Genomic DNA, 23,185 nt, shown 5'->3' on the forward strand with positions numbered 1-23,185 from the left:
CGCGTAATATCGAGTGCGAAGCGCGAGGCGGCGAACCTCGCATTCGGATAGACCTTCGAAAAATCGAAGGCTAAATGGGACAAGGGAGATGCGATGAGCAACGACATGTACGAAGAGGGATTGAACAAAACCGCTGCCAACTTCGCGGCGCTGACACCTTTGATCTTCATCGAACGGGCAGCGTCGGTCTATCCGGCAATGCCCGCCATTTCGCACGGTGCGGTGCGGCGCGACTGGGCTCAGACCTATGCGCGCACACGGCGTCTGGCGTCTGCGCTAAGCGCCCGCGGCATTGGCGTTGGCGACACGGTCGCCGTCATGTTGCCCAATATCCCGGAGATGGTCGAAGCGCATTTCGGTATCCCGATGATCGGCGCAGTCCTCAATACGCTCAACACGCGACTCGACGCCAGCACGCTCGCGTTCATGCTGAATCACGGCGAGGCGAAAGTAGTGCTGGTCGACCGGGAATTCTCCGCCGTGATGCGCGAGGCCGTTGCGAATGTAGACCACCCGATTGTCGTCATCGATGTCGACGATACCGAATATGCCGGCCCGGGTGAGCGCATTGGCGAACTCGACTATGAAGCGCTGCTGGCGAGCGGTGATCCTGCGTTCGAATGGGCGCCGCCATCAGATGAGTGGAACGCGATCTGCCTAAACTACACATCAGGGACAACAGGGTATCCGAAGGGCGTTGTCTATCACCATCGCGGGGCGTACACCAACGCGGTCAGCAACATCCTCGAATGGGACATGCCGAAGCATGCGGTGTACCTGTGGACGCTGCCTATGTTCCATTGCAATGGCTGGTGTTTCCCCTGGACCGTCGCTGCGCGCGCGGGGGTCAACGTATGCTTGCGCAAGGTCGATGCTAAAACAATCTTCGACCTGATTCTTCGCGAGCGGGTGACGCACTATTGCGGCGCGCCGATCGTACAGAACCTGCTGGTCAATGCGCCCGATAAGATGAAAGCCGGGATCACGCACCGCGTCCATGCAATGGTTGCCGGCGCGGCGCCGCCTGCGGCCATGATCGAAGGCATGGAGCGGCTTGGCTTCGAACTGACGCATGTGTATGGCCTGACTGAGGTCTATGGCCCGGCGACCGTCTGCGCGCAGCAAGCTCAATGGAGCACTCTCGACATAGGTGAACGCGCGAGCCTGAATGCGCGGCAGGGCGTGCGCTATCACTTGCAAGATGCCGTGACGGTGCGCGATCCCTTGACGATGGAGGAAGTGCCGGCAGACGGCGAGACAATCGGCGAGATCATGTTTCGCGGCAATATCATGATGAAGGGTTATCTGAAGAATCCCGCCGCGACGGAGGAAGCATTACGCGGCGGCTGGTTTCACACCGGCGACCTTGGGGTCGTCAATCCGGATGGTTATGTCCGGATCAAGGACCGCAGCAAGGACATCATCATTTCGGGCGGGGAGAACATCTCAAGCATCGAAATTGAAGATGTCTTGTATCGCCATCCGGCGGTACTCGCGGCCGCCGTCGTCGCGAAGCCGAACCCTCGCTGGGGTGAGACGCCTTGCGCTTTCGTCGAGTTAAAGGCGGGCGCAACGGTGAGTGCAGCCGAGTTGGTCGCGCATTGCAAAGCCCATCTTGCGGGTTTCAAAGTGCCGCGCTCGATCGAGTTTTGCGAGTTGCCGAAGACATCAACCGGGAAGATACAGAAGTTCGAATTGCGTAAGCGCGCCGGATCGGTATCGGCCATTGACGTATGACGGAGGCGAACATGAACGAAGGCGCAAGTCTGGAGCCACTCGTGCTTATCGATCACGATATCCACGGCATTCCCGGCGCGGTACAGATAACGCTGAACCGTCCAGACGCATTTAACACGTTGTCCGAAGCATTGATCGACGCGCTGCAGCGCAGCCTGGATGAGGTGGCTGCGTCCGATGCGCGTGTCGTTGTGCTTGCCGGCGCGGGCCGTGCGTTTTGCGCGGGCCACGATCTGAAAGAGATGCGAGCCACACCGTCATACGCGTACTACCAGGATTTGTTTGCTCGCTGCTCGCAGATGATGTTGACCATCCAGCGCATGCCGCAACCTGTGATTGCACGGGTGCATGGCGTTGCGACTGCGGCGGGCTGTCAACTGGTCGCCATGTGCGATCTGGCGGTGGCCGCAAGCACCGCTCGCTTCGCTGTGTCCGGGGTCAACCTCGGATTGTTCTGCTCGACGCCCAGTGTGCCGCTGTCGCGCAATCTGTCTCGCAAGGCGGCATTCGAAATGCTTGTGACCGGCGACTTTATCGATGCACAAACCGCGTGTGAGCGCTGCCTTGTCAATCGAGTCGCCGAGCCCGAAGAGCTGGACGATGCAATTCGTGCGCTCGTGACGAGTATCAGTGAAAAGCCGCGTGCGGCGATCGCCGCCGGCAAGAGCCTGTTCTATCGGCAACTGGAAGCGGGCATTGATACAGCGTATCAACTCGCTGGCGACACAATGGCGCGCAACATGATGGACGAGGCAGCGCTTGAGGGAACCGAGGCGTTCATCCAGAAGCGCCCGCCGCGGTGGCGCGAAACGTAGCTGACTGACGCGGAGCCAGGGAAGGGCATGCCATGACACTTGCGACCCGGTTTCGGTGGGCCATCGCGGCAATGGCGGCGCTGTTTCTAGGCGCCGTTCATGCCGCAACTTCCGGTGAAGCCTTTGGCACTCCAGGCGCGGCTGCCATGCATGGACCGGCGCAGAAGTCCTTCCTCGGGACAGCGCTGAGTGCGACGTCGCAGGTGTACTTCACGGGCTATCGCGGCGTTGTGTCGGAGGTGTATTACCCGGTGCTCGACACAACGGAGTCCGTCGATTTGCAGTTCCTCGTTGGCGATGCCGCCGGCACGTTCGTCGATGAGGAAAAGCTTCAGCCTTATCGATCCGTACGACGCCTGCGACCGTCGTCAACTATCTCTTCAATACGCTGCAGCAAAAGACGGATTGCGGCACCGCCGAATACGATGCCGATGGTTGCGCGCAAGGATTCAGCCGCGTTGGCCGCTTCCCGCAGAATGCGGGGGTAAGCGGTTGGTCCTACTGGCAAGGGACGCAGATGGACGAGCAAGCCATGCCGATCCTGCTCGCGTGGCGTCTCGGTCCGGCCGTCTATAACGCGTTGTGGCCGAAGATCGCGCTCACCGCCGACTATATTCTCCGTACAGGGCCGTGGACGTATCAGGATCGATGGGAAGAGGACTCGGGCTACTCGCCGTCGAAGATAGCCGCAGAGGTGGCGGGCCTCGTTGCCGCTGCGCGCATTGCAGAAGACAACGGCGATAACGCGCGCGCAGGCAGCTACCTTGCAGCCGCCGACTATTGGCAACAGAACGTCACGCACTGGACCTACACCAGCAGCGGCGCGTACGGAAGCGGCAAGTACCATGTCCGCATCAATCCGGCGAACAAGAGCAGAACCGCAAGCTCTGGCAGCGGCGGGCAAAGCTACGAGCCCACCAGCTATCCCCGACTCTGGTCAGACCTTTCTCGTGAAGAACGGCGGCGGCATGCAGGATGAACGCGCGGTGGTCGACGGGGGGTTTCTCGAGTTGGTGCGCATGGGCGTGAAGCGTGCCAACGATCCTACTATTGTGAGTACACTTTCCGCCTATGACGCCGTGCTCGCGATGAACGTGAAGGACTCGAACCAGGCGTGGTTCCGCTATAACTTCGACGGCGACGGCGAACACAATGACGGCAGCAATTTCGACGGCACTGGCGTCGGCCGCGCGTGGCACATCTTTACAGCCGAGCGCGGAATGTTCAGCATCGCGAGCAGCGGAGCCGGCAGCAGCGGCACTGCGTACCTCAACGCCGTCAGGTCCTACGCAACGCCTGAAGGCTTCATCCCCGAACAGATCTGGACCAACACGGTCACTCTGCCCGGCAACTGGCAGGTCGTGACGCCGCGGGGACTCACTGCCGGCGCACCGACCAAAATCCATGGCGCCGCTCAACTGGGCGATGGGTGAGTACATCAGCCTGCTTGCATCGATTCACGCGGGCCGGGTCGTCGATATTCCGTTCATTGTGCGCGCGCGTTATAGCAATTGCGTGGTCCCGCCGGCGAGCGGGCAGGCTAGCGTCACGATCAGCGTCAAGGCCACGACGCAGCCGGGGCAGTACCTGTATATAACCGGCAGCACGGACGCACATGGCAACTGGAACACCGACCTCGGACTGCCGGTGGACCCGGCCAATTATCCGGTGTGGAGCAACGCGGTGAATCTGCCGGCGAGCAGCAGTGTTCAATACAAGTACTACCGCTAGAATGCCGATGGAAGCGTGACGTGGGAGAACGTGTCCGGAGGTGGCAATCGCACGCTGAACGTACCGGCGTCGGGCGGCGCAGCATTAGACGATACGGTCGGTTGGTGAATATTGTGCGGCGTTTCAAATCATGCGGAAAGCAAACGTCCCCGGCCACGCCGGATTGAGCAGACATTTCTGTATCACTTTTAAAACGGCCGGGAAATGCTGATGCGACTAGGGTTTTGCCGCCAGCAAACCGGTGCTTTCAAGCATCGCTTCAAAACTCGGACGCCCTTCCAGTAAGGCATTGACCTGACGACAGCGTTTGCGCGTTTGATCGGACAGATAATGTTCATTCGGGTTTGTACTGTTCAAGAGTGAATCAAAAACGTTCTCGTCCCCATTGTGTGCTGCTGCATATCCAACGAGGCTCCATGCTGGTACTGGGTTTCAGAGATCTGGCACGGTCCTCGCTTTATGTGTGGTGCAGCACTAGCCGGAGTCTAAAAATAACCCACGACTTCGGCGAGTCTGCTTACGGGGCTGGTCGCAACATGTCTTCGATGAATGCCGTCAGATGCATCACGAAGACGCGAGGCGGACCAGTATAAAAAATAGGCGCACAGCGCACGAATCAGAGAAAAAAATCATGTTGACCCTCAAATCAGACCTGCACGGCAATCATCTGTTGGGCGCGCTTCCGGCGCACGAATGGGAAGCGCTCACGCCGCACCTGGAACTCGTTCAGCTTCGTACAGGCCAACTGCTTTGCGATTCAGGTCAACGGATTCATCACGTGTATTTCCCGACGACAGCCATCATCTCGTTGCTTCACTCGATGGAAGATGGCAGCTCGGCGGAGATCGCCGCGATTGGCCGCGAAGGCATGACCGGCGTTCCTATCCTGACCGGCGGCGACACCATGCCGACGCGCGTTCAGGTTCAATGCCCGGGCTTTGCGTATCGCATGAGCGCCTCCGCTTTGCGCGAGCAGTTCAATCGCTCGGATTTCCTGCGTCGCCTGATGATGCTGTACATGCAAGCGCTGCTGACGCAAATTGCGCAGACCGCTGCGTGCAACCGTCACCATTCGCTGAGCAAGCAGTTGTGCCGCTGGTTGTTGATCGAGATCGACCGTACGCCGTCCAACGAATTCCAGGTGACGCAACAGATGATCGCCGACATGCTGGGCGTGCGTCGTGAAGGGGTCACGGAAGCGGCAGGAAAGCTCCATGACGCGGGCCTGATCCATCACAGCCGTGGTTGTATCAAGGTGCTCGATCGCGCCGGCCTGGAAGCGCGTGCTTGTGAATGCTATGGCATCGTCAAGCGCGAGTTCGACCGGATGCTGCCGCGCGTGCGCCAGGCTGAAGAAGTCTGCTAAGCGTGGTCTTGCTGATGGGTTCAGCTCGGACAGACTTTAGGGCAAGCAGGAAGGGCGGGAGGAATTCGTCCTCTCATGCCAAAGAAGGATTGCCGCGTTTCGATCGGCCGCGCCAGTGTAGTCATCGCGTTAAGTGGGACAACGGTCGACGCAACGCGGTTTCTTGAGATCATCGATCGACGGGCACGCATCATCTGCATCGTCGGAAGCTAATTCTTACTTTCATCGAGTTCGCAAGCACCCGCGGCTTCAAACCGCGGTGAGCCGGTGCAATTGCCCTTCTCGGGGCGGATCTGCACCCGGCGGCTATGTCTGGTCCCTGTACGAAAAGTCGGCGGCCTGACTTTCAGAATGTCACGGCGTTGACAATTTGCGCCTGTAGCATCTGCGCGAAAATCAATGTACCTCATCAGCGACGTTCGCCTCGCTAGCGGCCAGTGCACTCCAACGGTCCCACATGCTGAAGTTCTTAGCCGCTCAACTGTCAGCTCACTCAAGAATGCTCAAAATCATCCGTTATATCAACGACGTGACGGCCTAATAGGCGGATGAAGTGAAGCAACCCGATGTTGCAGCAGGAGAGACGTCCAAGCAGTATTTCGATAGCCCCCGCACCGCCAAACTCAAGGGTTCAGTGTCCCGCTGGACCTAGGTGCTGACCGTCCTTGCTGTCGTTTTCATACTTTCTGCCATCGGGCTGAACACCGCGCTGGCGATGCGCCAGACGCGAGAGCAGAACGAGGCGCTTGCCTCTGTGCAAGCATCGAGTAAGCTCAAACGCAATCTCGACGCACTCCAGCAATTACTGCTCGAAGAGCATGCGGAGCTCTATACGCGCGTTGGAACGCGCGCGTTTATACGCGGGCTCTTTACGTCTTTCCCTCGGACCAGATGACCGCGCGGGCCCGGGCAGCGAGGGAGGGGTGCAAGTCCCGGTCCAGTTGCACCGGTCACCTGGACGAACTGGACCGGATGGTCCATACCCTTTCGGAGCAAAGTGAGGCGGTCGCGACGCGGGTATCGCGTCATTTCGGCAGCATCAAGCTAAGCGATCCCGCGCTGGCAGAACTCGACGCGTTTTTTTATAGCGTCGTCGCGAAGGTTGTCGAAATACGCGTGGATGCCGATGATGCTGTCGACGCAACCGTAAGTCGCGCAACATTTGATACCAAGTGAACCTCGAGCGTGCTCTTAGGTTCGGCTCTGTCTGCGTTGCTGATTCTTGTCGCACTTCTCCTGCGACATTCGCGAAGTGCTCAGCGGCTCAGGCTTGCATGGCGCGTAGCTTTTAAAATAAGTCGCGCCCGGCAAGGACGACGCGATCAATGACGAGTGAATGAAAAATTGCTGCGGAGTGCAAAAAAAATAAAGTTCGGCTTAAGCGTTTCGGTAGGGTAGAAATCTTTAAAAAATAAGACTTTCACCCCTCCAACAAACTCCTTGAGCGCGCCATGAAAAGAACCCTGTACGTATCTTTGGCTTCCCTCGGATTTGCCGCTGCTTCGGTAGCGCATGCACAAAGTTCCGTGACGCTATACGGCATCATCGACGCTGGTCTCATGTACACGAACAACGTATCGAAGAGCGGATCGGGCGGCTCATTGTTCCAGGCTACAAGCGGAAATATCAACGGGAGCCGCTTTGGTTTTCGCGGCGCAGAGGATCTCGGTGCCGGCCTGAAGGCTATCTTCGTGCTCGAAAACGGTTTCAACATTCAGTCCGGCAAGCTCGGCCAGGACGGCCGCGAGTTCGGCGCCAAGCCTATGTTGGCCTGGCAAGCAGTCAGTATGGCGCGATCACGCTAGGTCGTCAGTATGACTCACTGGTTGATTTCGTTGCGCCATTGTCGGGCACAGCGGGTACGTTCGGCGATACAGGGTTCGCGCACCCGTTTGACAACGATAACCTGAACCATTCGGTGCGCATGAGCAACGCAATCAAGTATATGAGCACCGACTACGCGGGGTTCAAGTTCGGCACTCTTTACGCATTCTCCAATTCGACCAACTTCTCCCAGAATCGCGCGTACAGCTTCGGAGCAAGCTACGGCTTCGGTCCATTGAATGTCGCCGCGGGTTATTTGCAGACCAATGGCTCGAACAGCACGGCGAACACGGGTGGCGCGATCGCACGGACGTGTATGCGGAGGCGATGTACCAACACGCGATCGGAAACCACTTTGTGGCGTTCATCAATACATCAGGTGGCGCTTCGTCGACAGCGAATCAAGTCGTTGGTACGGTCGGAATTCGCACCCGGTTCTAAGTTGATCGATGTGAGTGATTGCCGACTGCCGCTAGAATCGTGGATTCGCCAGAACATGGAACAGTCCGGCGGAAAGAGCCATTATGACGTTTTTGTTACAGCGATCGCGCGGGTCGGCGTGGAGAAAAAATTGGCGGGTCGAACTGCGCCGTGAGCAGTGAGTCCCGGCAGACTTAACTTGCGATGGCTCGAACACGCCGCGATGCTGCGCGCATTCTCCGGCACTTCTGCTTTTCAAGCCATTGCAGTGACTCTTGCACGACTTCGGGTGGAACGTCCTCGAATGACGCACCCCGGATCAAGGTCTCACTGGCGGCAATGTCGTTGAACTGCCCGAGTTTGTTCTGCACCGACGTCAACTCTTTAATGCTGCGGTCGTGTCCGTTCTTGATGACAGGTTCAAAAAACTCAAGCAGATATCTCAGCTTCTTCCCTGCCTTGCGGACATTGTGGAGGTCTTCTTCTTCGGCGGTTTCGTGACGCGTTGCATGCTTGCAGCGCTTCTTTAATGCGCGCTGCGCACGACGAACGCGATTCTCGGCGAACTCCCGAATGGGAAGGTCGTTGCAGCGAGACTCGAGGGTTGCTTGCGCGCGAAGCAGGACGTCATTCAAGAACGCCTCGACGTGGTCGCTTTTTATCATCGTCTGACTATGCGCGACTGCCTGTGCGCGCTTTTCCCTCGCGGCCGCCACTAGCAGTCCCATTGATGCGCGTGACGCTTGTGCAGCATTCAAAAGATCGCCGGCGACGTCCCAGTCGCGCGTTCCACCGGCTACCGCAGCGAGGCGCTTGAACTCTTCAGTGGCATGTGCGGTTGTTTCTTCGCCGAGGTATGGGGAATAAGCCCAGTACAAGGCACGCAGCTTTCTGAATGCGACGCGAAGCTGATGGAATCCTTCGGCATCGCAATTTATAGTCAGCTCTCGCGCCCGCCGCACAGCATCGGCAACAACGGGAGTCGCCAGTGATGAGAAAGTGCTTGCGATTGAACCTGTTCTTGATAACTCTGAATCAGCTGACCGCCGATCTTCCTTCAAGAGATTGATTGGCCGTGGTAAGGGCCAGTCAGCATCCATGTCCACCATTGAAGCCTCGCGTCGCGCAAAAAACTATTTTGCCCGACATTAGCACAATGATGTTTTTGAATTCACTTTTCGTGACGATTTGATGAAACGACTCTTAAAATTGTGGCGTGGAGACCGCTGTCACTAGAGACGCCGACGAGCATCTGCGATTCTGTATTAGCATGCTCATTTATATCAAGCATTGCCCGACAGGCTGGCGCGCCGAGTGCGCCTCGAAGACACCAAGAAGAGATAAGTGGGAGTTCAGTTTGAAGACACGCGCCACCGTTATTTGTCGCCGAGGTAAGCGAATCCTCCTGGTTGCACGTCGTCAGTCGAAATGGGCTTTGCCCGGCGGGATCCTGAAGCGCGGAGAACAACTCCCGGACGCCGCCCTTCGGGAACTCAAGGAAGAGACGCGGCTTTCCGGGAAGTCAGCCAGATATCTCTTCGACGTTCGTGGCAAGCAAAAGCACCATCACGTGTTCTCTTGCGAAATCTCGAACCGGGCCAAGGCTCGCCCGAGCAATGAGATCTCCAAATGCCGTTGGGTGCACGTTGAAGACATCTCCCGCCTCTTAACGAGTGAGCCGACGATCGACATCGTGAAACTCATGGGTCAACGGCGTAAAAGATAGCTGCGCGGGGTTGGGGCGGGGTTGGCGCCGGGTTGGCGCAAGCAAGTATGAGGCGCTGATTTACTGAGTGCCCGTCAGCCTGAGGCCGGTGTCACGTTGGTCAATCGTAAGCTTGCGAACCACCGGGTTGAAATTGATTTTTCGACCCGTGAAAGTCAAGTCCTGCCGGATTGGGCCGAGCCGAACATGGCCGGCCCTGGCCGCAGAATGCTATGCGCACTGATCCGTCAGTTCCTGTTCCCACGCCCGGTCAATGTCCGGGCTTCGGTACGCCCTCTCCGGTATCTCTGCAAGTCGGGACGCATGCACTTGTCCGCTGAGCCCGTAGAACTTCTGGAAGTTCATGATCAATGGCGACCACTTGTCCGGATCGATACGATCGGCGTGACCTTCCATGAGCAAATCAGGATGGACGTGGACGCGCTGGATCCGCACTTCGATCAAGCTGATGAAGCCGCGCAGTTCGTCACTGTCTTCGCCAATGCCGTGAACTGCCGCAACGACTGCTTCCAGTTGAATCGGACATTCGAGTGCGCGCGGTGCCTTGACAGTATCGGACCCCACCCGCGCTCACCTCGTTGATCGACGGCAGGTTTAGCACACATTCACCGGTGCGAAGCAGATTGCGGGTGGTCTGCGATGCGGACGCAAAGCCAAGCACGCCTCGCCAGCCCAGCCAGAACGCCGATGACATCGGTGCGAGGTTGTGCGTGCCGTCTTCGTTGACGGTGCTGATCAGAACAACGGGTGTGCCGAAATACAGTATGTTGGGTTCGGCTACAACGTGAGGCGCATTCATGAGTTTTTGCTCCGTGGGTAAGTGTTCCCATGGTGCGGCCGGTGCGCGCTTCATACCCTCTGATTCTTGCTTCGTTACTCTGCATCGCAACGATGTCTGCGAGCGGAGAACGCGTTGTTAAACGCGCGCCGGGCGGCGTGGATCGACCCCCTGCAGTTTGGTGCACGCTCATCCACGGAAGCTACGTATGCGAAATCGCGCGCTTACAACCATCCAATGCTGAGGGCTAGGGTTATTCGGTCATCACAGCGCAACGTGGTCGGGCGCACAGACTACCGATAGAGCTTCGTGGTCTGGTTGAGGGGATTTGGACCTCCCGACTATCAGGAATATTCAGTTCGGACTGCGCACGGCGCAACCACAATGATGAGTACATGGCTACATGAGCTGCCGTTATGGTTGATGGCACTTGTCACTTTCGGTGCGATATTTCTCGCGGGCGCGGCCGTTCATTTCTTCACCGGATGGCTTGCTGCCGGTCCACATGGGCGATCAATCAAGGCAATCTCGCCCGGTCTGCTTTCTCCACTCGGTATCATATTTGGCTTATTTATCGCCTTCACGGCCTCGCAGGTCTGGAGCGATACAGCGCGCGCCAATGTCGCGGTCGCCACTGAAGCCAGCGCGCTGCGATCGGTTATTGTGATGTCTGCCGTTTTGCCGAAGGACGCCCAGACTGAACTGCGAAGGATGGTCCGAGATTACATCCAGTACACGGCGACGACTGAATGGCCGCTCATGGCGAAGGGAGCCGTCACGCTTAGCGTGAGTCCTCCCACGCTGAACGACGCACTGAAGTTCACGCTATCCCTGCCAGTCGTTACGCCTGGACAGCAGACGGCGCAGCGCGAGGTCGCGGCGTCCCTGGAGCATGCTCTTGAAGTGCGTCGCGAGCGCATCCTGATCAGTCGCAGCGAAGTGAACGGTGTCAAATGGTTGTGCCTGGCGTCTCTGGCGGCGTGCCTGCTGTTCGCCATCGCGTTCGTTCATTGCGACAACCGTCTGACATCTGCCGTGGCACTGGGCCTGTTTTCGGTGGCACTCGCCACCACCTTTTTGCTCATCCTCTCCCACGATCGGCCCTTTACAGGAGATGTCGCGCTGACGCCGGAACCGCTGTTGCAGGTGATGCCTGAGGATCGATGACCGTAGCCGGCAATAACGATCGGGTATATCCATAAGCTGTTCATGAGCATCTCCTTGACGCGCTAGATCAGAACCCGGGCACCAATTGCCAGTATCAGCGCGGGAAACATCACGACCGCACCGACTCTCAAGAACTTCATGAAACTGACGTCTTCGCCTTCGCGGCGTATCGCGTTCAGCCAAAGAATCGTCGCCAGCGATCCCGTGATCGACAAATTCGGTCCCAGATCCACGCCGATCAGCAACGCATCGATGACCCGCTCAGGACTGTGAGCCAGAGCGACAGTGGAACTTGCGATCAGGCCGGCAGGCAGGTTGTTCATGAAGTTACTGGCCATGGCGATTACAGCGCCCGCTGAAGCGGCGCTCGCCACTTCAGCGCGGTGGGTTGCCGCCTGCACATAGTGCGCAAGGTGCGCGATCACTCCCGTTTGCTGAAGCATCTCGACCATCACGAACAGGCCAGCGACGAGAGGCAATATGCTCCACGAGATATCTTTCACCAGGGGCATCGGCGATGAACGTTCCTTGATGAGGACAATCGCCGCAGTCAACGCGCCGAGAATGGCGGTCGGAAGCCCAAGTTGGATATCGAACGCGGATACGATCAGCAGGACAGCTGCAGTCACACCAATGCCGCCCAGCGCGACCCGCCCGCTTGCGGACAATGCAACGCCCTTAAGGTCAGACTCACACGTCCCCTGCAGGTCGCGTCGCTGCGACCAGCGCAGCATGATGTAGGTCGCGACGATCGACAGCACCGACGGCACGATAAAGCGCGCCATCCACGGGCCAAGCGCGGGGGTATGGTTGCCGTAGAGAACAAGATTCGCGGGGTTCGATATCGGGAGAACGAAGCTTGCCGCATTCGCGATGAATGCACAGACAAAGAGTAACGGCAACGGCTTCGAGCCTGCCTTCTTCGCTGCGGCAAAGACCGCTGGCGTGAGCACGACAGCGGCGGCATCGTTGGAGAGAAAGGTGGTAACCACTACGCCAACCAGATACACGAGCAGGAACAGGCGCTTGGGTGAGCCCTTGGCGTGGTTTACCGCAAGCACGGCGACCCAGTCGAAGAGGCCTTCGCGGCGGCCTACTTCCGACAGCACCATCATGCCGAACAGGAAGAGATAGACGTCGATCCCTTTGGCTACCGCCTGCAAGGCCTGTGTGACAGGCAGCAGTCCCAGCACAACGAGCAATAGCGCACCCGTCACCGCCCACACAGCCTCGGGCCATTTGAACGGACGCGTGATGACACCTGCAGTCGCCAACGCGGCAATTCCCCACGACATAAAAATAGGATTCACAAAAGCGACGTCTCAAAGAAGTAAAAGGGTTTGTTACGTTGTCGTCGACAAGGGGCCTACGCCGTGCTCGTGCGTTTGCGCGGCCTCACCTTCGGGGTCCCGGCATGCATGCCGGAGGCCTTTTCCAAACCCAAGCCAGAGCACAATTGATCCTGTCGATACCGCTCCAAGCACGAGAAATGCCGCCGGATATCCGAACCGGTGCGCGAGCACACCGCCCATTGCCGGGCTCAGCGCCGCGCCTACAGACTGAACCGTCATGACAACGCCCTGGCCCACGTTCACCCGGCCCGTCCGGTCAAGCAGCTTCACCACGAGCGCGGGGACCGCCACACTCTGCAAACCGGCACCAATGCCATCGAGCGCTTGAACCGGCCACACGCCCCACGCATGCATCACGCTCGCTGCGGCCACTCCGCGCACCGGTAACGCGAGAAAGGTGATCAGAATCACCCACCAGTGACCGCGCCACTGGATCAGGCGACTTGCAAACAGGGAGACGATGACCATGACGAACTGCGCGATGACGATCGTCGCCGCGGTGAACGCGTTCGGGTCACCTTGCTTGGCCGCGACGATCGCAAGCCCGTACAACGGCAGCATGGCTGCGTTACCCAGGTGAAACATAGCCAGGGCCGCAGCAAGTACCAACAACGGCCTCGACTGGAGCAAGACGCGAAAGCCGCTGACTTCGCCCCCATCCCTGTCTTCCTCGTTCTTCGATTGGCCGGGTGAACCACTCTTTTCCAGGCCGCGCGCGTGATCATGATCGATAGCGTTCGCCGGAATCAGCAGTACGGCGATCACCGACAACACTCCGAATGCAGCGCTTAACGCGAAGATTGCCCCGAACCCGTAGCGCCAGCCGAGCCAGCCTGACAGTGCCGCGGCAGCCGTATTACCGGCATGATTCGCGACCTGGTTGCGGCCGAACTGCTTGTCAAAGCCTCGCTTGCTTACCATGCCGAGCGTGATCCCGGCGAGGGCAGGGCCGAGTGCTGCGCCCGTAATGGCGGTTGCCACTTGCGAGGCCGCGACCATCCAGAATCCATGCGATACCCAAAGCAGCAGCGACGCCAGCACCGTCATGATCCCTGCAACGATGATCACCCCGCGTTTGTGCCGGGTGGCATCGACCAGAGCACCGGCTGGCGAGGTCGCGAGCATCCCCGCGATTCCACCAATCGTCATCACCGTGCCTATCAGGTCGGTGCCCCATCCTCGCGCTTGGAGGAAGACGCCGAGAAATGGCCCGATCCCGGCCTGTACATCGGCCATGAAGAAATTCAGCGCTTCGAGCGGTCGAGTGGGTTTCACCACGCACGACCATTCTTGTTCGGCCCAAGCTGCGAGCCGAGCAGCCTGTGTTCACGCCATTCGCCGATCGTGTGCGCATCGGTGCCCGGTGGGGCATCCAGCAGTGAACGGTTCGACGCGTCCTGCCTCGTCAGCACCTGCAGCGCGTCGGACGCCGCCGCGCCATCACTTCCGGCAGCGGTTACGGTAAGCATGTAGTCGTCGACATTGACCGGGACCGGCAAGACGGCTTGCCACACGGCACGTTCACCCATGACCGGCTGCATGACCACGCGGTGCCCGTCAATCGATGCAATATGAAATGCCTGAAACGCCGTTAGCGTTCCCGGCTCGAAGTCGTGATCGCCGGGTATGGCGTGGGCCGGCAGGCGCAGGTCGCTTAATGCGGCGCGAATGCGCGCGTATTGTTCGGGCGTCCCATTGTTGGCGTTGTCGGCCGGAAGGTAGGCGAAATCGACGGCGTGGGCGACCTTCTCATTGACGACGCTCACCAGATGCTTGAGATGTGGAGCGCTCTCGTAATCATCGTCGTTCGTAATGTGCAGATCACCGAAATGAACCCAACTCAGCATGATTTCGCGACTCGCTCTTGAACCGAAAGGATCGGCGACGCGACGCTTTTCGCAAGGTGCATGCCATGCGCCGGAGCCTTGCCGGGCAGCTTCAGCGCGGTTGCCGGCGGTGCCGGATTGCCCGGTTGCTGGACACCCGTCGTCCAATGAATGGACACTCGGCCGGACAGTGCGTCGGGTGGGTCATCGGGTTCGCAGCCGAATCGGTGGTCCTCAGACAACGTTTGCATGACGAAACAATATCGGGCCGTCACGGCAGGAGGTCTCAGGCGAGAATATTGCTATCCGTATCTTCTTGTCTTTTTAGCGATCGCGCCATGCGCACACCATCCCGGCATCTCTCGTTCGCCAGTCAGCTCGCCGTATTCTGGGCGCTGGTCGCCTTTATGTGTGCGGTGCTGATCAGCCTCGTCTGGTTCATAGCCGAGGCCAATGTGACCCGTCAGCTCGCCATCGCGCGCCAATCGAGCCTGACCGCTTGCGAAGCCGTGGCTTCGCGCTATGACCTGTCGACCGATTCGTCGCAGCCTGCATTGGCGCCCAACACGGAATTGATGCACGCGATCCTCGATGTTGTATTCGCGCAGATCAATGGCGTGGAGGGCGGCTTCTGGCGCGCGGACAAGACCAGTCCGTCATCTCGCGGCAGTTTCGAAGCTTACGCATTCCCGACATACCAGGGCAGCGGCATCAAGCGCGATATCCCCGAAGCCGAGACGCCGCTGATCCTGCGGACCTTGCGCGATGCCACCGCGGCCAAAAGCCCCACGGCTACTTCAGTCGCCGGACAGGCAGACGCAGTGGTGGTGGCCGCGTGTCCGGTCGCTCACCACGACGACCTGTTCGCCTGGACACTCACGCGCACGCATCCGCCGCTTGGCGCCGATGGCAGGACCCTCGTCGCCGTCCTCGTCGCGATGCTGACGCTGATCGTGGCGATTGCGGTCTGGCTGGGTTTCCTGCTGCGGCGCTGGCGTGCCAATCTCGCCCGTATCGAAGCAAGTCTGGTTGCACGCGACGACCGCTTTGTCCCGATGATTTCCACCGGGGAACCCGATCTCGACAAGATCGTCGCCGCCTTCAACGCCTACGGTGAACGCACGACGGCGTTGCAGGCGCAGGCTGGCACATTGAACGAACGGCTCGTCGCGGCTGAACGTTTTTCCGCGCTTGGCCGGCTCGCGGCGCAGGTTGCGCACGAGATCCGCAATCCGATCGGCGCAATGCGGTTGAAGGCAGAGAATGCGCTGGCGGGCGATATCAATAGAAAAGACCGTGCGCTCAAATCGATACTCGAACAGATCCAGCGCGTGGAAACGCAGCTTGGCGCGTTGCTCGCGCTGACGCAGCCGGTGCGGGTGCATATTGAATCGGTGCCATTGGCAGCGTGGTTGCAAGGGCAGGCAGAGTTGCACCGCGACGCGGCGCAGCGTGCGAACATTACGTTGAACCTGGAGCAGGAACTCTCCGGTCGAACCAGCTTCCCGATTGACGCCGATCAACTCGCACGTGCGGTCGACAATCTTCTGATCAACGCGCTGCGCCACGCACCGTCGAACGGACACGTCACCCTTCGCGCGGTCGTTGCGCCGAACACGCTGCGCCTGGAAGTTTTAGATGATGGTCCCGGCGTACCGCCTGAAGAACGAGAACGTGTATTTCAGCCGTTCGTCACGGGACACGCCGCCGGGTCGGGCCTTGGCCTGGCCGTCGTGCGCGAGATCGCGGCGGCTCACGGCGGCCGCGCCTTTTATGAAACGCGTCGTCAGGGCGCATGTTTTGTCATCGAGATTCCATGTCAACCATCCTGATCGTCGACGATGACGACGCCTTTCGCGAAAGCCTCGCCGAGACCATCGCCGATCTCGGGCATTCAATCGTACAGGCCACAAGCGGCAAGGCCGCACTCGCGCATCTGAAGCGCGATGAACCCGTCGATTGCCTGTTCCTGGATCTTCGCCTGCCCGACATGAACGGCATCGAGGTGCTCGAACAAGTGCGCACGATGACTAGCCGGCAAAACCTCGCGGTCGTCGTGCTCACCGGTTTTGCAACCAGCGACAACACCATCCACGCGATGCGGCTTGGCGCGTTCGATCATCTCACCAAGCCGGTCGGACGCAGTACGATCGCCGATTTGCTGCATAAGATCAGCGCGTCGGAGCGAACGGTGTCGACTGTTGCACCGCCCACGGACCATGTCGATGACCGCGTTCCCCGCCTGCTTGGGAATAGCGAAGCGTTGCGCGATGTGCAGAAGCAGATCGGCCGGGCGGCGACAAGCGATTCGACGGTGCTCATCACCGGCGAAACCGGCACCGGCAAGGAGGTCGCGGCGCGGGTGCTGCACGATGCATCGAAGCGAAAAGACCGGCCTTTCGTTGCGATCAACTGCGCAGCGATTCCCGAAGATCTTCTGGAGAGCGAACTCTTCGGCCACGTGAAGGGCGCGTTCACGGGGGCGATATCGGACCGGCCCGGCCGCTTTATACAAGCAAACGGGGGCACTCTTTTTCTCGATGAAATCGGCGACTTGCCGCTCAGCATGCAGGCCAAATTGCTGCGCGCCATCCAGGAGCGCGTGGTGACACCCGTGGGCAGCGACAAACCCCTGCCCATCGATGTCAGGATCGTCGCCGCCACGCATCGCGATCTCGCACAGGAAGTCGTGCAGCGTACGTTTCGCGGAGACCTGTTTTACCGGCTGAACGTGATTCCCGTGATGTTGCCGCCACTGCGTGAGCGGCCGGCCGACATCATCCCGCTCGCATCTCATTTTTTGGCGATCACGGCGGCCGGCGGCGGCCCGTTGAAGAGCCTCAGCGCGAGTGCCGAAGCGCGGCTGTTGAGTCACGCGTGGCCTGGAAACGTGAGGGAACTGCGCAATGCGATGGAGCGCGTGGCGGCGCTGGCGCGGGGCGCGCAAGTCACTGATGACGATCTCGCGTTCCTGGTGAACGCTACGCCTGCGCTGTTGGCGTCGGATATGTCGGCGGGTTTGCTTGACCTGCCATTGCCTGAGGCGATCGAGCGGCTCGAGCGCGCTTCGATCGAGCGGGCGTTGACTCAAACGGCGGGTAATCGCGCGGAAGCGGCGCGCAAGCTGGGAATCAGCCGGCAGTCACTGTACACAAAGCTGGCGGCTTATAAGCTGGGCTGAGCGTCCAGTGATTGGACAGCCTGCGTCCAACGTATCGACAGTCTGCGTCAATGATTTCACTCGGAGCCTTGCGGGGTAAGCCACTCAAGCATGGCACGCGACTTGCGAAATCTGGCTACGACCATTCGACTCGATGGAGCCAACCATGAAAGGCCTTAACCTGAACCTCGCCACGACCATTTGCGCGGCGCTAATATTGACAGCGGCATCCGCAGCGTACGCTCAGATTGCGCAACCGCTTCACGCTGCGGGTCCGCAGGCAGGCGTGACAACGTCTCTTGTGTCTCCTCCGCCTCCGCCTCCGCTCGCAGCCAATCCGAATCTCGTGCAGGCCAACATCGCCGGGGTGGTCAAGCGTTATCTGATCAATCCCGACGGCGATGTCGACGGCATGATGCTCGCAGATAACACGCTTGTTATGGTCCCGCCGCATCTCGGTTCGCAAGTCGTCGCGTCAACGGCACCTGGCGAGCGGGTTCGCATTGTCGGCGAGACGACGCCCGGTGGCACCGTGCGAGCGCAACAGATCATCAACGATCGGACCGGCATGTCTATTGCAGACCAGCCGCCGCCTCCGCGTTCGCCAGGGGAACGGCGCGGCACCGGACTCGTGAAGCTTGAAGCAAGCGGCAGCATCCTGCGCGTGACGACAGCGCCGCGCGGCGAGCCCGATGGCGTGTTGCTCGCCGACGGTACCGTTGTCAAACTGACGCCGCCGGTGGCGTCCCAATTCACCAGCCTTCTTCAACCCGGAACGGTCATCGCAGCGCAGGGCTATGGCACGCGCAATCGCTACGGCGAGTCGCTTCAAGCCACTGCCTTTGGCACCCCCGGAAACCTGACACCGCTCTACGACCCCCAACCTCAATAACCGATATCGAAGGAGCAAAAACATGCATTGGATCGATCCCGCTTGCCTGCCCGAAACACACGGCAAAGTCACCCGCTTCCTGATGAATCCGCACGGCGAACTGGACGGCGCGATTCTCGATGGCACGCTTCAAGTTCACTTTCCGCCGCATTTGTCGAAGCAAGTAGCGAAACACATTGCGCTCGGCGATCGGCTCCGCGTTCGTGGAGTGAAGCCTCGCGGAGCCGATGTGATTGCTGCCGTCAGCCTCAAGTCGCAGCAAGGGGTGGAGATCATTGACGAGGGGCCAGGGCATCATGAGCATCGGGTGAAACCGGAAGGCAAGTCGATGGATGTTCAAGGCGAAGTCGTACGATCGTTGTACGGTCCCAAGGGCGAATTGCGCGGTGCGTTGCTGGACGACGGTACATCGGTGCGCATGCCGCCGCACGCTGCCGCCGAACTGGCGAATTATCTTGCGCCGGGCACACATGTTCGGGCTTGGGGGCGTGGCGTAAAGAACAAGTTCGGCAGTGCCATTGATGTGCACGACATTGCAGAGCTCGTTGACACCGATTGATGGGTTCGCTGGACACAGTCGTTTGATTTGTGCGCGTTGCCCACGCGCAATCGGCTAGCTTTGAAATGGTTCGCTCGTTCGTCCGGCGGGGAGGGTATCGCAAGGAATCGCGCGACACTCGCGACCCCTATCGGGGATTCGTCAAACGCGACGCCGGGCGCTGCTGAATCAGCACGATGCATAGCACGATAAAGCCAAGCAATATCAGCGACACGTACGAGCGACTGACATTGAGGCCGCCTTGTGCGAGGGGTTTGTCGAGCAGGTCGCCGAGCGTCGCGCCGAGCGGGCGGGTCAGGATGAAGGCGGCCCAGAAAAGCAGCGTGCGAGAGAGATTTGTCCAGAAGTACAGCACCATGACGACCACCAGTCCCCCGCCAAAGATCAGTGCTCCGTACTCGTAGCCGAGCCCGAGGCCGCCGAGATCCTTATCGGCGGCCCAGTCACCCAGCGCGGTTCCCAGCGTCTGCGAAAACAGGATGGTGATCCAGTAAAACCATTCGGCGCGAGGTGTCGACACACTCTCGACCGCGACAGACCCTTCCGTTTTGTACCAGACGGCTAGGCTTCCGAACAACAACGCCAGCACGATGGCCGAGCCGCCCGTGTATCCCATGCCGATTGATCGATCGAAAAAATCGGCAAGTGTGGTCCCGAGGGTTGTGGTCGCGATGATCGTTGCCCAATACAGGAACGGACGGAACCGGTCGTTTTTGATTTGTGCGGAAACGAGTCCGATAAAAATCACTGCAAAAATTGCGGTGCCGGTCAGGTAGCCCAATTTGAGTGACATTGTCACCCAGTCGCCGCCTGTTTCTCCGAGTGTGGTCGCCGCGATCTTGATGATCCAGAAGCCCACCGTTACCTGGGGAACTTTGATGACCGCATGGTCGAGTAACGAATAGGCATCGCTTTTCATCTTGGGTCCTTGTGGCGGGCACGCCGGAAAATGGCCCCCAAGTATCATTGGTCGTTGCTTAAGAAAGCCTTATATGGGTAGCCGCCGGGGGCGAGTAATTGAAATTTGCAAACGGGGTAAACTCTCGATGTCATAAGGAATGCGTAGTATTGATCTTCTATATTGAAGGCCGAAAACGCGGCGATATGCATCGGGCCACGTCACAGTGCTGCCGAGAACGTCAGCTTGCATGCGGTGTCCGGCCGGTTTGTGCCCCGGATCAGCAAGCGCTAGTTACAAGCATTGGAGAGTATCGGCAGCGGGTGCACGGCCGTCGCCGGCTTCACGCAACAGGCTCGAACTTCATCGGGCGTTTGTGATCGGACTCGGCTGGCGCAGCAGGTTGGTCCATCTCTGGAAACGTCAGTGTGACGCGAAGTCCGCCGCGACCATCGCGCCAAGTCGCATCGCCTAGCGTAATGGATGCGCCGATACGGGTTGCAATTGTGTGGACAATCGACAGCCCGAGCCCAGAGCCGCTTTGGCCCGTCCCGAGCACGCGATAAAACCGGTCAAACACCCGGTCTCGCTCATCCGCAGGAATACCCGGTCCAGTGTCCTCGACTACGATCGACGTGCGGTTATCTGCGGTCTGTATCGACAGATCGACGCGGCCACCGGACGGCGTGTAGCGGATGGCGTTATCAACCAGGTTCTTCAGCATCGTGCCCAGATCTGCTTCGCTTGCGGGAACCCAGACGTCCGCCTCACCGCTGACTCCGATGTCGATCTCTCGCGCCTGCGCGATGGGAATCAGGTCTTCAAGCACCAGCCGAAAGGCTTGCGCGACCGGAGTCTGACATGCTTGAACACCGTTTGCTTCCTGCACATGCGCCAGCGTCAGCAACTGCTCAACCAACGCACGCGTGCGCATCAGGCCGGTGCGCAAACCCGTAAAGCGCTCGCGCGCCTGGCTCGACATCTCCGACAAATCAAGCCGCTCCGCCTGCAACAACAGCACGGTGAGCGGCGAGCGCAGTTCATGCGCGGCATCGGCTACGAACCGGCGTTGCAGTGCAACGGACTCAGCGACCCGCCCAAGCAAGCGGTTATTGGCGACGAGGAACGGAATGATCTCAGCAGGAAGCTTCGCGTCCCCGGTCACGTCTATCTCGGACAGATCGTGATCCGGGCGCGCGTCGAGCTCAGAGGCGAGTCGCCTGAGGGGCTTGAACATGTGCCCGACCAGCAGAAACACCACGCCGATGAAAACGGGTGCCAGTACGACAAAGGGGATGAGCGTAGCGACAGCGCTGTTGCGGGCGATTTCGTTTCTGTCGGAAGTTTGCTGGCGAACGACCACGCGAACACCCGGCGCCAAGGTACGAACTACGATGCGCCATTCGTGGCCATTCAGGGTCAAGGTCTGGATGCCGTCGGGAAGCGCAGGCGGCAGGTCCGCCAACCCTTGGACGCTGCGATTGGACAGCCTCTGTACCACGACTTTCGCTTCTGCTTCGAAGTCTGGCACATAGTGCATGGAGCCTTCCTCCATGAGCTGAACATTGTTCGCCGTGACGAGCGCGGCCACTTCCTTGAGTTGCAGGTCCTGGATTTCGTTGGCTTCGTGGAACGCGGCCTTGAACGAGAACACACCGGCCGCGACGGCACTTAAAAGAACGGCGATTGCGAGCCATATGGACAGTCGCAACTGGAGCGATTGCCCTAACCGCCTTTTGACACCATCCATCCCACACCTCTGACGTTTTTGATCGTATCGCTGCCCAGCTTGCGACGCAGCGAGTGAATCAGGAATTCGACCGCGTTGCTTTCGACCTCCTCATTCCAGCCGTAGATGCGGTCCTCCAGTTCCGTACGCGACAGAATCGCGCCTGGACGGATCAGCAATGCGTGCAGCAACGCGAACTCGCGGGCGGAGAGCCGCACTGAAGTCTCGGGAGAGCGCGCTTCGTGCGTTGCGGGATCCAGCGATATGATGCCATTGGTCAGCACCGGTGCAGCGACGCCCGCGCGGCGACGCACAATAGCCCGCAAGCGCGCGAGCAGTTCGGACATTTCAAATGGCTTGAGGACGTAATCGTCGGCACCGCTGTCCAGGCCACGAATGCGGTCCGCGACCGCGTCACGGGCCGTAATGATCAATACGGGGATGGTGTTGTCGCTGACTCGGATGGCACTCAGCACGTCCATGCCATCAACCCGTGGCAAACCAAGGTCGAGCAAAACCGCTTCGTATGAACCAACGTTGACCGCGTTGAGCGCTTGCGAACCGTCGCGAACCCAGTCGACGGCGCACGCCGCATCCTTCAGGGCGTCTCTGACCACCTCGCCAATCATCAAGTCGTCTTCTACGAGCAGTACTTTCATCGGGGGTTCCAGCGCGCGCATATTGCGCCGATGGCGGACATGCCGACATGCCGCGTTTTCAGTGCACGGTCGCTTGCTACATGAAGCTCGCGCAGATCCCGGGTGAGGCGGTCCGACAAGCCATGCAGTGCTTGCGGCGTGGACTTAGCCAGATTTGCTGCGCTCAGGTTATCAAAGAAATCGCGCGTGCTGGCTCGCGCGCCTGACACCGCATTGACGAAAGCGGTCGCGCTTTTGGGGGCGGTGCCAATTGCTTCGTTTGCCGCTGTTTCCACGCGTTTGAGCACATGCTCGATGTACGAGCGGTTATAAGTCGTGGCAAAGTGAGTGCGTTCGGGTACGGGCCCGCACAACGCACATATCGCTTGCTGGGCAAGTGCATTTGCGGCATCAAACGCATCCGTGGTCGCCTGGATGCGCTCGGCCAGCAGCGCCCCGATTGCCTTGTGTGCGCGTATGGCTTCCTGGGCCGGGATCGCAATGCCGAGCAAAATCCCGGCGACCGTTCCCATACCGTCCAACCAACCGTTAGACATGACACCGTAT

The 23,185-nt window shown here is 59.5% G+C and carries 18 protein-coding genes and 4 pseudogenes; 13 read left to right on the forward strand and 9 right to left on the reverse strand.

Going from position 1 to position 23,185, the window contains the following annotated elements; all coding sequences use genetic code 11:
* Positions 1 to 93 precede the first annotated feature (93 nt).
* The 7 genes and pseudogenes from ACSQ83_RS24205 (at position 94) to ACSQ83_RS24235 (ending at position 7,914) form a co-directional block, all read left to right on the forward strand.
* Complete coding sequence (locus ACSQ83_RS24205; protein WP_436229878.1) at positions 94 to 1,737, forward strand: acyl-CoA synthetase; 1,644 nt, start codon at positions 94 to 96, stop codon at positions 1,735 to 1,737.
* Positions 1,738 to 1,748: 11 nt separating this feature from the next.
* The gene (locus ACSQ83_RS24210; protein WP_414954862.1) at positions 1,749 to 2,552 is read left to right on the forward strand and encodes an enoyl-CoA hydratase; all 804 of its coding nucleotides are present in this window, start codon (positions 1,749 to 1,751) and stop codon (positions 2,550 to 2,552) included.
* Positions 2,553 to 2,698: 146 nt separating this feature from the next.
* Positions 2,699 to 2,863: pseudogene (locus tag ACSQ83_RS24215) on the forward strand (hypothetical protein); the annotation flags it as partial.
* A gap of 38 nt (positions 2,864 to 2,901) precedes the next feature.
* Positions 2,902 to 4,391: pseudogene (locus tag ACSQ83_RS24220) on the forward strand (carbohydrate-binding module family 20 domain-containing protein); the annotation flags it as partial.
* A 523-nt stretch (positions 4,392 to 4,914) separates the two neighbouring features.
* Positions 4,915 to 5,649, forward strand: a complete 735-nt coding sequence (locus tag ACSQ83_RS24225) for a Crp/Fnr family transcriptional regulator (RefSeq protein ID WP_414968033.1) — start codon at positions 4,915 to 4,917, stop codon at positions 5,647 to 5,649.
* Between the two features lie 972 nt (positions 5,650 to 6,621).
* The gene (locus tag ACSQ83_RS24230) at positions 6,622 to 6,825 is read left to right on the forward strand and encodes a hypothetical protein (protein WP_436229879.1); all 204 of its coding nucleotides are present in this window, start codon (positions 6,622 to 6,624) and stop codon (positions 6,823 to 6,825) included.
* 275 nt (positions 6,826 to 7,100) lie between these two features.
* Positions 7,101 to 7,914, forward strand: a pseudogene (locus ACSQ83_RS24235) (porin).
* 173 nt (positions 7,915 to 8,087) lie between these two features.
* Here ACSQ83_RS24235 and ACSQ83_RS24240 read toward each other — a convergent pair.
* The gene (locus ACSQ83_RS24240) at positions 8,088 to 8,999 is read right to left on the reverse strand and encodes a CHAD domain-containing protein (protein ID WP_414954562.1); all 912 of its coding nucleotides are present in this window, start codon (positions 8,997 to 8,999) and stop codon (positions 8,088 to 8,090) included.
* A 251-nt stretch (positions 9,000 to 9,250) separates the two neighbouring features.
* Here ACSQ83_RS24240 and ACSQ83_RS24245 point away from each other — a divergent pair, with 251 nt between their 5' ends.
* The gene (locus ACSQ83_RS24245; protein ID WP_414954563.1) at positions 9,251 to 9,619 is read left to right on the forward strand and encodes an NUDIX hydrolase; all 369 of its coding nucleotides are present in this window, start codon (positions 9,251 to 9,253) and stop codon (positions 9,617 to 9,619) included.
* Between the two features lie 210 nt (positions 9,620 to 9,829).
* On the opposite strand, the pseudogene ACSQ83_RS24250 reads toward ACSQ83_RS24245, so the two are convergent.
* Positions 9,830 to 10,418, reverse strand: a pseudogene (locus tag ACSQ83_RS24250) (flavin reductase family protein); the annotation flags it as partial.
* A 363-nt stretch (positions 10,419 to 10,781) separates the two neighbouring features.
* On the opposite strand from ACSQ83_RS24250, the gene ACSQ83_RS24255 reads away from it, so the two are divergent.
* Complete coding sequence (locus tag ACSQ83_RS24255; protein ID WP_436229880.1) at positions 10,782 to 11,564, forward strand: DUF4239 domain-containing protein; 783 nt, start codon at positions 10,782 to 10,784, stop codon at positions 11,562 to 11,564.
* A gap of 62 nt (positions 11,565 to 11,626) precedes the next feature.
* On the opposite strand, the gene ACSQ83_RS24260 is transcribed toward ACSQ83_RS24255, so the two are convergent.
* From ACSQ83_RS24260 to ACSQ83_RS24270, 3 genes are read right to left on the reverse strand one after another with little or no spacing between them, the layout of a single operon-like run.
* Positions 11,627 to 12,874: an arsenic transporter gene (locus tag ACSQ83_RS24260; RefSeq protein WP_436229881.1), complete on the reverse strand. Its 1,248-nt coding sequence runs from the start codon at positions 12,872 to 12,874 to the stop codon at positions 11,627 to 11,629.
* A gap of 33 nt (positions 12,875 to 12,907) precedes the next feature.
* Positions 12,908 to 14,191 carry an MFS transporter gene (locus ACSQ83_RS24265; protein ID WP_436229882.1) on the reverse strand — a complete coding sequence of 428 codons (1,284 nt, stop codon included), beginning with the start codon at positions 14,189 to 14,191 and terminating at the stop codon, positions 12,908 to 12,910.
* Positions 14,188 to 14,763 (reverse strand): metallophosphoesterase family protein, encoded by a 576-nt coding sequence (locus tag ACSQ83_RS24270; protein WP_436229883.1) that lies wholly within the window; start codon positions 14,761 to 14,763, stop codon positions 14,188 to 14,190. Before ACSQ83_RS24270 ends, ACSQ83_RS24265 begins: the two co-directional genes overlap by 4 nt.
* 317 nt (positions 14,764 to 15,080) lie before the next feature.
* Between ACSQ83_RS24270 and ACSQ83_RS24275 the strand changes: the two genes are divergently transcribed.
* The 4 genes from ACSQ83_RS24275 to ACSQ83_RS24290 all read left to right on the forward strand — a co-directional run bounded on the left by ACSQ83_RS24275 (position 15,081) and on the right by ACSQ83_RS24290 (position 19,353).
* The gene (locus tag ACSQ83_RS24275) at positions 15,081 to 16,574 is read left to right on the forward strand and encodes a sensor histidine kinase (protein WP_436229884.1); all 1,494 of its coding nucleotides are present in this window, start codon (positions 15,081 to 15,083) and stop codon (positions 16,572 to 16,574) included.
* Positions 16,559 to 17,923 carry a sigma-54-dependent transcriptional regulator gene (locus ACSQ83_RS24280; protein WP_436229885.1) on the forward strand — a complete coding sequence of 455 codons (1,365 nt, stop codon included), beginning with the start codon at positions 16,559 to 16,561 and terminating at the stop codon, positions 17,921 to 17,923. The genes ACSQ83_RS24275 and ACSQ83_RS24280 overlap by 16 nt, the downstream gene beginning before the upstream one ends.
* Before the next feature lie 145 nt (positions 17,924 to 18,068).
* Complete coding sequence (locus ACSQ83_RS24285) at positions 18,069 to 18,794, forward strand: hypothetical protein (protein WP_436229886.1); 726 nt, start codon at positions 18,069 to 18,071, stop codon at positions 18,792 to 18,794.
* Between the two features lie 22 nt (positions 18,795 to 18,816).
* A complete protein-coding gene (locus ACSQ83_RS24290) occupies positions 18,817 to 19,353 on the forward strand; it encodes a hypothetical protein (protein WP_436229887.1) in 537 nt (178 codons plus the stop codon).
* A gap of 127 nt (positions 19,354 to 19,480) precedes the next feature.
* Here ACSQ83_RS24290 and ACSQ83_RS24295 read toward each other — a convergent pair whose 3' ends face one another.
* From ACSQ83_RS24295 to ACSQ83_RS24310, 4 genes are all read right to left on the reverse strand, one after another.
* Positions 19,481 to 20,272 carry a COG4705 family protein gene (locus ACSQ83_RS24295; protein WP_414954533.1) on the reverse strand — a complete coding sequence of 264 codons (792 nt, stop codon included), beginning with the start codon at positions 20,270 to 20,272 and terminating at the stop codon, positions 19,481 to 19,483.
* A gap of 322 nt (positions 20,273 to 20,594) precedes the next feature.
* On the reverse strand, positions 20,595 to 21,962 hold the full coding sequence (locus ACSQ83_RS24300) for an ATP-binding protein (RefSeq protein ID WP_414968332.1): 1,368 nt from the start codon (positions 21,960 to 21,962) through the stop codon (positions 20,595 to 20,597).
* A 14-nt stretch (positions 21,963 to 21,976) separates the two neighbouring features.
* Positions 21,977 to 22,639 (reverse strand): response regulator, encoded by a 663-nt coding sequence (locus ACSQ83_RS24305; RefSeq protein WP_414954535.1) that lies wholly within the window; start codon positions 22,637 to 22,639, stop codon positions 21,977 to 21,979.
* Positions 22,636 to 23,175 (reverse strand): hypothetical protein, encoded by a 540-nt coding sequence (locus ACSQ83_RS24310; protein WP_414954536.1) that lies wholly within the window; start codon positions 23,173 to 23,175, stop codon positions 22,636 to 22,638. Before ACSQ83_RS24310 ends, ACSQ83_RS24305 begins: the two co-directional genes overlap by 4 nt.
* Positions 23,176 to 23,185: the final 10 nt, after the last annotated feature.

The sequence above is a fragment of the Caballeronia sp. LjRoot29 genome, from assembly GCF_964252755.1.
Lineage (GTDB): Bacteria > Pseudomonadota > Gammaproteobacteria > Burkholderiales > Burkholderiaceae > Caballeronia.

Bases quoted from the DNA above. Each gene is read 5' to 3' on its own strand.
- ACSQ83_RS24270 (WP_436229883.1), bottom strand. From the start codon at position 14,763: ATGCTGAGTTGGGTTCATTTCGGTGATCTGCACATTACGAACGACGAT.
- ACSQ83_RS24290 (WP_436229887.1), top strand. From the start codon at position 18,817: ATGCATTGGATCGATCCCGCTTGCCTGCCCGAAACACACGGCAAAGTC.
- ACSQ83_RS24205 (WP_436229878.1), top strand. From the start codon at position 94: ATGAGCAACGACATGTACGAAGAGGGATTGAACAAAACCGCTGCCAAC.
- ACSQ83_RS24285 (WP_436229886.1), top strand. From the start codon at position 18,069: ATGAAAGGCCTTAACCTGAACCTCGCCACGACCATTTGCGCGGCGCTA.
- ACSQ83_RS24275 (WP_436229884.1), top strand. From the start codon at position 15,081: ATGCGCACACCATCCCGGCATCTCTCGTTCGCCAGTCAGCTCGCCGTA.
- ACSQ83_RS24210 (WP_414954862.1), top strand. From the start codon at position 1,749: ATGAACGAAGGCGCAAGTCTGGAGCCACTCGTGCTTATCGATCACGAT.
- ACSQ83_RS24230 (WP_436229879.1), top strand. From the start codon at position 6,622: ATGGTCCATACCCTTTCGGAGCAAAGTGAGGCGGTCGCGACGCGGGTA.
- ACSQ83_RS24295 (WP_414954533.1), bottom strand. From the start codon at position 20,272: ATGAAAAGCGATGCCTATTCGTTACTCGACCATGCGGTCATCAAAGTT.
- ACSQ83_RS24310 (WP_414954536.1), bottom strand. From the start codon at position 23,175: ATGTCTAACGGTTGGTTGGACGGTATGGGAACGGTCGCCGGGATTTTG.
- ACSQ83_RS24225 (WP_414968033.1), top strand. From the start codon at position 4,915: ATGTTGACCCTCAAATCAGACCTGCACGGCAATCATCTGTTGGGCGCG.
- ACSQ83_RS24255 (WP_436229880.1), top strand. From the start codon at position 10,782: ATGATGAGTACATGGCTACATGAGCTGCCGTTATGGTTGATGGCACTT.
- ACSQ83_RS24305 (WP_414954535.1), bottom strand. From the start codon at position 22,639: ATGAAAGTACTGCTCGTAGAAGACGACTTGATGATTGGCGAGGTGGTC.
- ACSQ83_RS24280 (WP_436229885.1), top strand. From the start codon at position 16,559: ATGTCAACCATCCTGATCGTCGACGATGACGACGCCTTTCGCGAAAGC.